We start from the raw sequence: 11341 nt of genomic DNA on the forward strand, positions 1-11341 counted from the left end.
TCATGACCGCTGTCCCGCGTCCGGCGCGGCTGAGCCGTGCCGTCGAGGCCCAGGAGGGCGTCAAGGACCTGATCGTCCGGCGCGGGCTGGTGGCCGGCGATCCGCTGCCGACCGAGTCGGAGCTCATGGAGGAGCTGCGGGTCAGCCGCAACTCGATCAGGGAGGCGCTCAAGGCCCTGCAGGCGGTCGGCATCGTGGAGATCCGCCACGGGTTCGGCATGTTCGTGGGCCGGATGTCGCTGGCGGGGCTGGTGGACGAGCTGGCCTTCCACAGCCGCATCACGCTGCAGAACGGCAAGAACCACCTGGCGCACCTCGTCGAGATCCGCGAGATCCTGGAGTCCGGCCTCGTGGCGCGCCTCATCGAGCTGGGGCCGGAGGCCGACCTGACGCCGGTCGCCGACGTCATCGCCAGGATGGAGGCCGAGGCGCAGGCCGGGCCCGTCTCTCCCGAGACCGACCGCCTCTTCCACGACCTGCTCTACCGGCCGCTCGGCAACCCGCTGGTGAGCCAGCTGCTGGGCGCGTTCTGGGACGTGTACTACCAGCTCCGCGACGAGCTGGGCGCGCCGGACGAGCCGCCGGGCGACGTGGTCCGGCGCCATCGCGACATCTACACGGCCGTCCTGGGCGGCGACCGGGCCGCCGCCGTGGCCGCCGTGCACGCCCACTTCGAGGGCGTACGCAACCGCGTGGCGCGGATCGGCTGATCAGTACGCGGCCAGGCGCTCCACGCGGCGGTGCCAGCGCCGGCGCCACTCCCCGTACCAGGTGGCGAACCAGGGGTGGACGCCGGCCAGCGGCATGACGTACGCCACGGTCTCCAGGTAGTAGCGCCGCTGGAACCGCCACGGCATCCGCTGCAGCTCCTGCACGTTGCTCACCCGGTCGGCCAGCTTCACGAGCACGGCCTGGGGCGGCGCGTTGACGAGGGAGCTCAGGTAGTCGGCCTTCGCGGCGCCCCGGGGCCTGGTCACCCACCTCACGAGCTCCGCCACGCGCGGGCCGAACCGCCGTACGATCTCCGCCTCGGTGCACGGCGTGTCCTCCAGCACGTCGTGCAGCACGATCGCCACCAGCACGTCCCTGTCGCTCACCTCGGCGCCGGCCACGGCCACCTCCAGCGCCTCCAGCAGATGCTCGACGTACGGGCGCCCGGTGGGCCGCTGCTGCACGCCGTGCTGCTCCCGGGCGAACGCGACCGCCGCGCGCAGGACCTGCACGGTCTCCGGCGGCAGGGCTCTGCCCAGCGCTTCCTCGGCCTGCGCCCAGGACGGCCAGCTCGTGAAGGTCTCCATCGGGCTCCTCTCGACGTGCCCCCGCCCCGCCAGCGATCGTAGTGGCCGCAGGCCCGATCGCCGGGGAAACCGCGGCGACTCCGTCAGCCGTTTCTGCCGCTGATCACCTGCTCACACCGCCGGCTTCTACCGCTGATCACCTGCTGGCATCGTCGGCTTCTGCCACTGATCACCTGCTCACACCGTCGGCGGGCCGCCGCAGAAGCCCCAGATCGGCCCGCCGCGGCAGGCTCTCCCAGTCGCCCTGGGAGGTCACCGCGAACGCCCCCGCCGCGCACGCCGTGCTGAGCCGCTCCGCGGGCGCCGCCCCGGCCAGCCAGTCGGCCAGCCAGCCGGCCGCGAACGCGTCCCCGGCTCCCACGGAGTCGACCTCGGTCACCCGGTACGGCTCCGCCCGGCGCACGACGCCGTCGGACAGCTCCATCGCGCCCTCCGCGCCCAACTTGACCAGCACGTGCCGCGGGCCCAGCGCCGCCAGAGCCTTGGCCAGCTCGGCCGGGCCGTCCGCGTCGACGATCAGCCGGGCCTCGGCCTCGGTCGCGAAGAGCACGTCCACGTTCCCGACCGTCTCCCGCAGCCACGCCCCCGCCTCCTCGGGGGTCCAGAGCGCCCTGCGGTAATTGACGTCCAGCGAGACCAGCACGCCGGCGGCCCGCGCCTCTGCGACGGCGTGCCGTACGGCGTCGCGGGCCGACTCCGAGAGCGCGGGCGTGATCGCGGAGACGTGCAGCACCCTGGCGGATCTGATGAGCTCGGGGTCGAGGTCGGCGGCGCACAGGCGCGAGCCCGCGCTGTCCTTGCGGTAGTAACGCACGTCGATGAGGTCCGCCGTGCGCCTGCCCTTGATCATGAGGCCGGTCGGCGCCGTGGGATCGGCGATGGCCCGCGCGTCCACGCCCTCGCCCGCCAGCGTGGCGCGGATGAGGTCGCCGAACTCGTCGGCCCCCACCCTGCCGACCCACACCGCACGGTGGCCGAGCCTGGCCACGCCGATCGCGACGTTCGACTCGGCGCCGCCCAGGCCCAGGTCGAAGTCGCGGGCGAAGCGCAGCGGCCCCGTGCGCCGGGCGGCGAACAGCGCCATGGTCTCTCCGCAAGTCACCAGTTCGTGCATGGTTGAAGACTAGTGTCATGGTCTGGACGGGCGATCGGAGAGCGAGATGTCGTGCTTGTCGCCCGGCGCCAGGAACTCCAGCAGCCGCAGCCCCTCCTTCTCGACCTCCTCCAGGACGGGGATGGGGACCCACTGGTGGACGGTGAGGGTGGAGGTGCCCTTGGCGCGGGTGACCGTCCAGTCCCCGGCGGTGAAGCCGTCCACCAGGATGGTGCGGGGCTGCACGTTCGTGCCCATGAAGCCGCGGAGAGCGGCCAGGCCCGCGTCGTTGATGACTCTGGAGCGGTCGGCGTGCGAGAGGAAGAGGTTGTCGAAGTCGTACATCAGCCGCACCGGCGCCGGGGTGTCCTCGTCGGGGCGTACGGCGTCGGGCAGGTCGTACAGGGTCCGTCCCGACTCGTCCCTGAAGCGGACGAGGTCCAGCGACTCCACCACCTCGCCCAGCCGCGTCAGCCCCGACCACGTCTGCACGTCCATCACGGACGCCGGTCCGAACGCCGCGAGGTAGCGCCGCACCAGCACGGCAGGCGTCATCGGCGGCGCCTCGAAGCCCAGCCACGACTCGGCGCTCGTGTGCGCGACGGGTCCGCTCCTGCCCCACAGCCCGCGGGGCGGCACCTGCACCAGCGGGACCAGCCACCGCACCGCCTGGCCGAGCGCGTGGCGGTCGTGCGACGGCCACTGCTCGGCGAGACCGCGCTCGAGTTCGGCGAACGTCATGGGCCGCTCCTCCACCAGTGCCCGGCCGCGCGCCGCCAGCTCGTCGAGGTCCACGCCCTCCAGCTTCTTGCCGAACGCGCCCCGCGTCCCGCGCTCGGTGACGATCTGCAGGAGCGGGCGCATGGCCAGGCAGTCGCGGGCGCTCACGAGGTGGATCGTGGAGCGCTGCAGGGCGATGCGTACGAGCTCGCGCGAGAGCAGCAGGTCGGCGGCGTCGGCGGGCTTGAAGCCCTCGATGCGGTTCCACAGACCGGTGTACCAGGTGTGCGGGGTCTGCGCCTGGAGCCCGCCGAGGTCCTCCACGACCTCGATGACGGTCCTGCCGGTGCGGCGGAGCAGGTGCTGCCGGTCGAGCGTGGCCCGGTTGAGCGCCCTGCGGCTGATGAGGGGATCCATGGTCCAAAGGTAGGGGCTATTGCGGCCGGTCCCGGGCCGCAATAGCCCCAGCGACACCGGCGGATGGCCGGCTCGTGGCTCCTTGCGCCCGATGGTACGCGCGCTAGCGGCCCTCCGGAGGCGCATCCGCAAGGAAGGGCGCATCGCGCAGCAGCAGGGCCGCTTGGACCCGGTTGGTGCAGTTCAGTTTGGCGAGGATGCGGCTGACGTAGGTCTTGACGCTGGCCTCGGTCATGTGGACGCGCCGGGCCACCTGGGCGTTGGACAGGCCCTGCGCCACCAGGGCGAGGATGTCGGCTTCGCGCGCGGTGAGGGTGGCCAGCCGGCCGGCGGCGTCGCGTCCGCGCCCGTCGTCGCGCGGCATCGCCATGTCGAGCACCTGGCGGGTCACCGCCGGCGACAGGTACGCCTGCCCGGCGTGAGCGGCGCGGACCGCGCGGATCAGTTCGTCGGGGGTGCACGTTTTCAGGACGAACCCGGACACGCCTTGCCGCACCGCCCGCCGTACGTTCTCCTCATCGCCGAAAGCGGTGAGCAGCACCACGCGCGTCCCGGTCAGTTCGGCGGCGGCGGCCAGGCCGTCCATCACCGGCATCGCGATGTCCAGGAGCGCGACGTCGACCTGGTGGCGGCGGGCGGCCTGCACCGCCTCGCGGCCGTGGCGTGCGGTGGCCACCACCTCGATGTCCCCGGCTGACTCCAGGACCGTGCGGATGCCCGTGGCGATGAGGGGCTCGTCATCGGCGATCAATGTCCTGATCATGAGGTGGCCCCCGCGAGGACCGGCACCAGGGGGAGCATCGCGACGAGCCGGAACACGCGCGGTCCCGGGTGGACGCGCAGCAGTCCACCGGCCGCGGCGACACGCTCGGTCAGCCCGTGCAGGCCGCTGCCGCCGCCGACGGGGGAGAGGGGACGACTGGGCATGGGGTTGGCCACCGAGATCAGGAGGGCGTCGGGCTGCCAGTCGAGTGACACGGTGATCGGCGCGCCGAACGCGTGCTTGACGGCGTTGGTCAGCCCTTCCTGCACGACGCGGTAGGCGGCGTGGGACGCCCTCGGGTCGGTGAGCGGAACGGCCTCGCCGGAGGTCCCGATTGTCACCGAGGCGCCCGCCGCCCGGGAGCGGGCGACGAGGTCGTCGATCTCCTCCATACCGGGGGAGTCATGGCCGCGCAGCGCGTTGACCACTTCGTGCAGCTCGGCCGCGGCGGCGCGGGCGGTGCTCGCCAGGCCGCCCACCGCGCGCCGTTGGTCGGGAGGCAACGGTCCTACCTCCAGCGCGGCGGCCTGTACGGACACCAGGCTGAGCAGGTGACCGAGGGAGTCGTGCATGTCGTGGGCGATGCGCAGCCGCTCGCGCAGCCGTTCCTGTTCGGCGATGAGAGCCTTCTCCCGGCGCAGGTGCTCGCGCTGCTGGGCCACGTACCGGCCGGCGAGCAGCGGCAGCGCGGTCAGCACGACGACGCGGGCCAGGCTGATCCACGGTTCCTGGGCGCCAGGGGATCGCTGCACGGCCAGCAGGAGGACGCACACATATGCGCTCAGGGCGCCTGCCGTCAGCACCACGTCTCTACGTGCGGAGATGCGGTGCCCGGCGTGGAAGCCGGTGCAGGCCAGCAGGGCCAGCGACCCGCCGGTGAGCACCGCCAGCGCCAGCGCCGCGAGGAAGGCCGCGAACGGCAGCCGGTTCATCGCCGCCATGGCGAGCGCCACCGCCACGGCGTACGCGGCGAGCGTCCATCCCCGCGTCCCGTCCAGCCACAGCAGCGCCGTGTCCGCGACCACGACCGCGGCGATGAGCGCATATCTGGACATAAGCCTCACCTTACTCATCGCGCCTCATGACCCTCATAGTCCACTTTGGTCAACAGTTATCGATGACTTTCGCGGGCAGACCCCGGCTGTCCGCGACTCCTAGCGTTCTGCGCATGCTCAAGACATTGCTGGCGCTGGCCGTCCTCGCGGCACCCGTCCAGGCGCCGCGGCCGTCCCTCCAGTGGAGTGCCTGCCCCATCGCGAACGCGCCCGAGCTGCAGTGCGCGGACCTGGCCGTCGCCCTGTCGCCCAAGAGCGAGCGGAAGATCACCCTGAAGGTCGCCCGCCTGCCCGCCACCGGCGCCAGGAAGGGATCGGTGCTGGTCAACTTCGGCGGTCCGCAGGGGTACCAGATCGCGTCGCTGGGCTCGCGTACCCAGATCTTCGACAGGATCCGTACGTCGATGGACGTCGTGACCTGGGACCCGCGCGGCTATCCCGGGCTCAGCGGCGCGGTGCTCCAGTGCGACTGGGGCTTCCTGCGCACCCCCGCGTTCCCCGCCGACCAGGCCGGCTTCGACCGGCTCGTCGCGGCGAACAAGGCCAGGGGCGACAAGTGCCGCGACACTGATCCGGAGCTCTTCGACCACATGGACGCGGCCGCCGACGCCCGCGACGCCGACGCCATCCGCGAAGCGCTCGGCGAGGGCACGATGAACTTCCTCGGCCTGTCGTACGGCGGAACCATCGCGCAGTCCTACGCCCGGCTGTTCCCGCAGCGCGTGCGTACGATGTACATCGACGGCACCGGCAATCACAGCCTCCGCGCCTGGGAACGGGAACTCGACACCATGGCCCGTGACAACGAGCGCTTCATGGACCGGTTCTTCGCCTGGGCGCCCGCCGGGACGGAGAAACGCTGGCGGGCGCTGGTCGCCAAGGCCAATCGCGAGCCGATCCCCGCCGCCGGGGTGGACGCCCGCTTCGACGGCACCCAGTTGCAGTCGCTCGCGCTCCTGAAGTTGCGGCCCGGCCCCGCACGATGGGCCGACGTCATGGCGGCCATCACGGCGGCCGAGGCCGGGGACGCGTCGAGCTTCGCGCTGTCGAGCCGCCAGCCGTACCCGGGACTGCCCGGCGGCGGGGTCAAGGAGTGCCTGGACTTCCCACGCCCGGCGAACCAGCGGGAGGTGGCGCGCACGGTCAAGCGGCTGCGCGCGATCGCTCCCGACACCGGCGCCGCTTTCCCCCTCGCCTGGCACCTGCCGCTCACCTGCGCCGGCTGGCCGACCCCCGTGACAAACCCGCCCGCGCCGCTGCCCCGTACGCTGCCGCCGCTCCTGGGCGCCGGCACCTGGCAGGACTACGACTCCACCCGCCGGGTGGTCGAGCGGGTTCCCGGCAGCCGCACGATCGAACACGACGGCCCTGGCCACAACCTCTTCGGCGCGATGGCCAACCCCTGCGTCATCGACCACGTCAGCACGTACGTCACCGAACGCCGGCTGCCGCCCCGGGGGAGCACGTGCCCGTGATCCGGCGCAAGCGCTGGTGGATCGCGGGCGCCGTCATCGCGGTCCTCCTCACCGCCGCCGCGGCGGTGACGGTGATCGCCTTCCCGTCCGTCGCGGCCGTCACCTGCCCCGGCTGTTACGGCCTGGAACGGCTCCAGCCCGGCGTGTACGCCGAACCCGGCCTGCCGCAGGCCCGGCGCCGGCAGGTCAGCGAGGTCGTCGAGCAGGCGAACAAGCGGGTGCGCGACTTCTTCGGCGGACGGGTCGGCTCTCCGGACGTCCTGGTGTGCCTGTCCGACGACTGCTACCGCAGGATCGGCGGCGGACGCGAACGCGGCATCGCCGTGCTCAACCGGTCGGTGATGCTGTCCCCGCGCGGCGTCGACCCGGTGATCGCCTCGCACGAACTGACCCACGTGGAACTGCACGCCCGTCTCGACGGCGCCGAAGTTCCGCAGTGGTTCGACGAGGGCCTCGCCGTCCTGGTCAGCGACGACCCCCGATATCTCGCCCCGGCCGGCGACCGGTGCCTGCCCGACTCCCGCCGGTCCCCGCCGGCGGCGCTGCCGGTGACGCTCGACGACTGGCTGCGCGCGGCGTCGGCGGATCCCCGGTTGTACGCCGAAGCCGCCTGCCAGGTGAGTCGTTGGGCGGAGAAGAACGGCGGGAACCAGGCCGTACGAACCCTCGTCGAACGGCTGTCAGCAGGACAGCCGTTCCCGGACATGCAGGGCTAGCGAGGCTGGCGCACCCCGCGCCGCCAGACGTCGGCGATGTCGCCCGTGGCGGTGATGTCGCCGGTGGGGTCGCCTTCGACCAGCACCAGGTCCGCACGGAGTCCGGGGGCGATCCGGCCGCGGTCGGCCAGCCCGAAGTGCCGGGCGGGCACGCTGGTCGCGGCGGCGAGCGCCGCTTCGGCACTGAGCCCGGCCTCGGTGAGCAGCTGCAGCTCGCGGTGCATGCCGGCGCCGTGGGCAGGCACGAAGGGGGTGGCGTCGGTCCCGGCGAGCAGTGGCACGCCCGCGCGGTGCAAGGCCCGCAGCGCGCCGGCGGCGTTGACGGAGCTGCCAGGACGGGCGCAGTCGGCGGTCTCGGTGTGCTGGGCGGTGATCGCCTCGAAATAGGCGAGCGTGGTCACCACGAAGACCCCGTGGGCGCGTACCCGCTCGGCCAGTCGCTGTGCGGCCGGGTCGTCCGGCGCCAGGTCGGCCCACACATGAGCGAGGCCGTCGACGCCGGCCTCGAGCGCGATCTCCACCTCGGAGGCGGTGATCGCATGTGCGATGACCCGCAGCCCGGCCTCGTGCGCCGCCGCGGCGAGGGCGGCGGCGATGTCCGCCGTCATGACGGGAAGGTCGGCGCCGTGCACGGCGCCGTCGTCAATGACGATCTTGAGGTAGTCGGCCCCCTCGGCGAGCCGGGCCTCGACGAAGGCCGGCGCCTGCGCGGGATCAGAGACGAAGTCGATCGCCGCGGCGTCGAAACCGTCCAGGACGGTGCCCGCCAGGGCCGCCAGCAACTGGGTCGGGTGCCCGCCCGGGGCGGTGGCCAGCGTGCCGGCGCTGCGGAGATCGGCCACGTCGTCGTTCTCGGCGGCCAGCCGCCGCTGCTCCGCGAGGAGTTGCGGGAGGCAGAACATGTCGAGTTCGGTGGTGATCCCGTACCGCAGAGCCTGAGCCAGGCTGCCGTCGAACACGTGCGTGTGCGCGTCGATCAGCCCGGGCAGCAGCGTCCGGCCCGTCCCGTCGACCTCGACGTCGGACGGGCGGCCCGCGCCGGCGCCGACCGCGGCGATCAGGCTGTCCTCGATCACCACGTCGGCCGTCGCGATGGTGTGCTCGCCGTCGAACACCCTGACGTCGCGGATCAGTGTACGCATGGAAGATCTTCCCTGTGAGTCGTGAATGGTGAACGCCACCACAGAGGGATGCCGGCCGGGGACTGTGACATCGCCGCCGATGGCAGTGGCCCAGATCACGTCCTGGGCGTTCATGTCACACTCACGACGTGACGGGACTCTTCGGTCGCGACAGATGAGGAGGTATGCCATGACATCGCCCCTGGACCACGCGACCGACGCCGTCACCGAGCAGTTCCTGGGTTATCGGGAGCTGCTGTTCTCCGTGGTCTACAACATGCTCGGCAGCGTCGCCGACACCGAGGACGCGCTGCAGGAGGTGTGGCTGGCCTGGTCCGCCCGGCACCGCAAGCAGGACGCCGGACCGGTCGAGAACGCCCGGGCCTATCTGGTGCGGATGGCCGTGAACCAGGCGCTCGCCCGGCGCGAGGACCTGAGCCGCCGGCGGGAGACCTACGTCGGCCCCTGGCTACCGGAACCGCTGGTCGCGGCCGAGGACAACGCCGGCGGTGCCGCCGAGCGCGCCGAATCGCTGTCGATGGCGGTGCTGGTGGTGCTGGAAACGCTGTCACCGCTCGAACGCGCGGTGTTCGTGCTGCACGAGGTGTTCGGTTTCGGCCATCCGGAGATCGCGGACATCCTCGGGCGTACGCCGGCGGCAGTCCGCCAGCTCGCGGCCCGCGCGCGCCGTCACGTTCACGCGCGCCGTCCCCGGCACCGGACCGAGCCCGACGTCCATGCCCAGGTCACCGAACGGTTCGCCGCGGCCGTCATCGGCGGCGACCTGCGGGCCCTGCTCGAGATGCTGGCACCGGACGTGACCTTGTGGACCGACAGCGGCGGCAGGGGACCCGCCACCAGCCTGCACCCGGTGCACGGCCGCGACCAGGTGGCCGCGCTGTTCATGTCGGTCGCCGCGGCGCTGCCCCCAAGCGAGCTGGACCTCCGCCACCGGCGGGTGGCCGGGGATCCGTGCGCGCTCGTGTTCTCCGGCGACAGCCCGCTCGCCGTGGTCGTCGTGGAGCTCACATCCGACGGGGACCGGATCGCCGGCATCTACTCGGTCACCAATCCCGAAAAGCTCACCCGCATCCACTGAACCGCGGGCCGGCGCCGGACCCGTTCTCGGAACGACGGCCAGGCTTGTTTTTGATTTAATGACCAACTACGCTCATATAGTCAAAAACTCATAGGGTGGAGCTGATGGGCAGAGTCGGACGGCCGCCGCAGGATCCGGTGCAGCGGGCGCACGGGATCCTGGACGCCGCGGCCGAGCTGGTCGTGCGGTGGGGCTACGACAAGACCACGATCGACGACGTGGCGAAGCGGGCAGGTGTCGCCAAGGGCACCATCTACCTGCACTGGAAGACCCGCGACGAGCTGTTCGCCGCGCTGCTGCGCCGCGAGCGGGTCTACCTGGTCGAGGCGATCCGGGCGAGCGCGCCGGCCACGATGGGCGAGCTGTTCGGTGAGTTCGTCGGTTCGGCGCTGCGCCGGCCGCTGATGCGGGCGGCGCTGGTCCGCGACTCCGAAGTGCTCGGCAAGCTCGCGCGCATGAAGCAACGCAGCACGATGAGGCTGGACATGGGTGACGCCTTCGACGCCTACCTGGACCGGTTGATCGAGCACGGCGCGGTGCGCGAGGCGCCCCGGGACCACATGACGGTGATCACCGCCATCGTGCACGGGTTCGTGTTCCTGCCGGAGCTGGTGCCGGAGGAGGCTCAGCTGCCCGACGAGCGGATCGCCGAGCTGGTGGCCGACACCGTTGACCGGGCCATGGGCACGGGCCGGGCGCTGCCGGAGCAGGACGCGCAGGCGGTGGCCCAGGCGACCCTGGACCTTCTGGACTCCATGGCGGAAGTCGCCCACCGCAGGTTCATGGCCTCCCTGATCACTAAGGAGCGTGCGCTGTGAAGATGGTGCTGCCTCTCGACGACGCCGCGGCCGATCTCGCGACCGTGGGCGGGAAGGGCGCCTCGCTGGCCAGGCTGGCCAGGGCGGGGCTGCCGGTTCCCGGTGGGTTCCACATCACGACGGGGGCCTACCGGGCGTTCGTGTCGGCGTTCGGTGAGGAGATCGCGCATGCGGAGGAGGCGCGGGGGCTGTTCGCCGGGCATGACATGCCGGCCGAGATCGCCGCGGAGATCCGCCGGGCGTACGAGGCGCTCGGCGACGACGTGGCGGTGGCGGTGCGTTCGTCGGCCACCGCCGAGGATCTGCCGGACATGTCGTTCGCCGGCCAGCAGGACACCTTTCTGAACGTCAGGGGCGAGGCGCTGCTGGATGCGGTCAAGCGCTGCTGGGCCTCGCTGTGGAACCCGCGCGCCATCGCCTACCGCGAGCAGAACGGCGTCCCGCACGACGGTGTGGCGCTGGCGGTGGTGGTCCAGGAGCTGGTGGAGGCGGAGTCGGCGGGTGTCATGTTCACCGCCGATCCGGTCACCGGCAACCGTGACGAGATCGTGGTCAACGCCTCGTGGGGGCTGGGGGAGGCGGTGGTCGGCGGTCAGGTGACTCCCGACACGGTCGTGGTGTCGGGTGGCGCGGTTGTCCGGTCGCAGGTCGGCGACAAGACGGTCATGACCGTGCGCACCCCTGACGGCACGCGCGAGGAGCCTGTGCCGGAGGAGCTGCGTGGCAGGCCGGTGCTGGAGGGGGCGCGGGCGGTGGAGCTGGCCGC

General features: G+C 72.2%; 12 protein-coding genes. 6 read left to right on the top strand and 6 right to left on the bottom strand.

The genetic code is table 11. The features are described 5' to 3' along the window. The first annotated feature begins 2 nt into the window (after positions 1 to 2). Entirely contained in the window at positions 3 to 710 is a 708-nt protein-coding gene (locus AB0H84_RS13875) for an FCD domain-containing protein (protein WP_357602993.1), read from the top strand. Here AB0H84_RS13875 and AB0H84_RS13880 read toward each other — a convergent pair whose 3' ends face one another. The 5 genes from AB0H84_RS13880 to AB0H84_RS13900 form a co-directional block, all read right to left on the bottom strand. Further along, positions 711 to 1298, bottom strand: a complete 588-nt coding sequence (locus tag AB0H84_RS13880; protein WP_357602996.1) for an HD domain-containing protein — start codon at positions 1296 to 1298, stop codon at positions 711 to 713. A gap of 169 nt (positions 1299 to 1467) precedes the next feature. After that, on the bottom strand, positions 1468 to 2412 hold the full coding sequence (locus tag AB0H84_RS13885; RefSeq protein WP_357602999.1) for a sugar kinase: 945 nt from the start codon (positions 2410 to 2412) through the stop codon (positions 1468 to 1470). Positions 2413 to 2427: 15 nt separating this feature from the next. After that, the gene (locus tag AB0H84_RS13890; RefSeq protein WP_357603002.1) at positions 2428 to 3528 is read right to left on the bottom strand and encodes a winged helix DNA-binding domain-containing protein; all 1101 of its coding nucleotides are present in this window, start codon (positions 3526 to 3528) and stop codon (positions 2428 to 2430) included. 103 nt (positions 3529 to 3631) lie between these two features. Further along, positions 3632 to 4291, bottom strand: a complete 660-nt coding sequence (locus tag AB0H84_RS13895) for a response regulator transcription factor (protein ID WP_357603005.1) — start codon at positions 4289 to 4291, stop codon at positions 3632 to 3634. After that, positions 4288 to 5346 carry a histidine kinase gene (locus tag AB0H84_RS13900; RefSeq protein WP_357603008.1) on the bottom strand — a complete coding sequence of 353 codons (1059 nt, stop codon included), beginning with the start codon at positions 5344 to 5346 and terminating at the stop codon, positions 4288 to 4290. Before AB0H84_RS13900 ends, AB0H84_RS13895 begins: the two co-directional genes overlap by 4 nt. A gap of 113 nt (positions 5347 to 5459) precedes the next feature. Between AB0H84_RS13900 and AB0H84_RS13905 the strand changes: the two genes are divergently transcribed. Both AB0H84_RS13905 and AB0H84_RS13910 read left to right on the top strand, forming a co-directional pair. Continuing rightward, entirely contained in the window at positions 5460 to 6821 is a 1362-nt protein-coding gene (locus AB0H84_RS13905) for an alpha/beta hydrolase (protein WP_357603011.1), read from the top strand. Beyond that, positions 6818 to 7537, top strand: coding sequence for a hypothetical protein (locus AB0H84_RS13910; protein ID WP_357603014.1), 720 nt, complete (start codon positions 6818 to 6820; stop codon positions 7535 to 7537). The genes AB0H84_RS13905 and AB0H84_RS13910 overlap by 4 nt, the downstream gene beginning before the upstream one ends. On the opposite strand, the gene AB0H84_RS13915 is transcribed toward AB0H84_RS13910, so the two are convergent. After that, entirely contained in the window at positions 7534 to 8679 is a 1146-nt protein-coding gene (locus tag AB0H84_RS13915) for an amidohydrolase family protein (RefSeq protein ID WP_357603017.1), read from the bottom strand. The genes AB0H84_RS13910 and AB0H84_RS13915 overlap by 4 nt on opposite strands. A gap of 169 nt (positions 8680 to 8848) precedes the next feature. Here AB0H84_RS13915 and sigJ point away from each other — a divergent pair, with 169 nt between their 5' ends. From sigJ to AB0H84_RS13930, 3 genes are all read left to right on the top strand, one after another. Continuing rightward, positions 8849 to 9757: an RNA polymerase sigma factor SigJ gene (sigJ, locus tag AB0H84_RS13920; protein WP_357603020.1), complete on the top strand. Its 909-nt coding sequence runs from the start codon at positions 8849 to 8851 to the stop codon at positions 9755 to 9757. A 104-nt stretch (positions 9758 to 9861) separates the two neighbouring features. Beyond that, on the top strand, positions 9862 to 10575 hold the full coding sequence (locus tag AB0H84_RS13925) for a helix-turn-helix domain-containing protein (protein ID WP_357603023.1): 714 nt from the start codon (positions 9862 to 9864) through the stop codon (positions 10573 to 10575). A gap of 2 nt (positions 10576 to 10577) precedes the next feature. Continuing rightward, positions 10578 to 11341, top strand: a 764-nt coding sequence (locus AB0H84_RS13930) for a PEP/pyruvate-binding domain-containing protein (RefSeq protein ID WP_357603063.1), incomplete at its 3' end; no start/stop codon positions are given.

This window comes from Nonomuraea sp. NPDC050786 (assembly GCF_040654115.1).
Taxonomy (GTDB): Bacteria; Actinomycetota; Actinomycetes; order Streptosporangiales; family Streptosporangiaceae; genus Nonomuraea.

What these genes read in the sequence shown, in the direction of transcription:
- AB0H84_RS13885 (WP_357602999.1), bottom strand. Translation starts at nt 2,412, where the DNA reads ATGCACGAACTGGTGACTTGCGGAGAGACCATGGCGCTGTTCGCCGCC.
- AB0H84_RS13880 (WP_357602996.1), bottom strand. Translation starts at nt 1,298, where the DNA reads ATGGAGACCTTCACGAGCTGGCCGTCCTGGGCGCAGGCCGAGGAAGCG.
- AB0H84_RS13925 (WP_357603023.1), top strand. Translation starts at nt 9,862, where the DNA reads ATGGGCAGAGTCGGACGGCCGCCGCAGGATCCGGTGCAGCGGGCGCAC.
- sigJ (WP_357603020.1), top strand. Translation starts at nt 8,849, where the DNA reads ATGACATCGCCCCTGGACCACGCGACCGACGCCGTCACCGAGCAGTTC.
- AB0H84_RS13875 (WP_357602993.1), top strand. Translation starts at nt 3, where the DNA reads ATGACCGCTGTCCCGCGTCCGGCGCGGCTGAGCCGTGCCGTCGAGGCC.
- AB0H84_RS13915 (WP_357603017.1), bottom strand. Translation starts at nt 8,679, where the DNA reads ATGCGTACACTGATCCGCGACGTCAGGGTGTTCGACGGCGAGCACACC.
- AB0H84_RS13900 (WP_357603008.1), bottom strand. Translation starts at nt 5,346, where the DNA reads ATGTCCAGATATGCGCTCATCGCCGCGGTCGTGGTCGCGGACACGGCG.
- AB0H84_RS13890 (WP_357603002.1), bottom strand. Translation starts at nt 3,528, where the DNA reads ATGGATCCCCTCATCAGCCGCAGGGCGCTCAACCGGGCCACGCTCGAC.
- AB0H84_RS13905 (WP_357603011.1), top strand. Translation starts at nt 5,460, where the DNA reads ATGCTCAAGACATTGCTGGCGCTGGCCGTCCTCGCGGCACCCGTCCAG.
- AB0H84_RS13895 (WP_357603005.1), bottom strand. Translation starts at nt 4,291, where the DNA reads ATGATCAGGACATTGATCGCCGATGACGAGCCCCTCATCGCCACGGGC.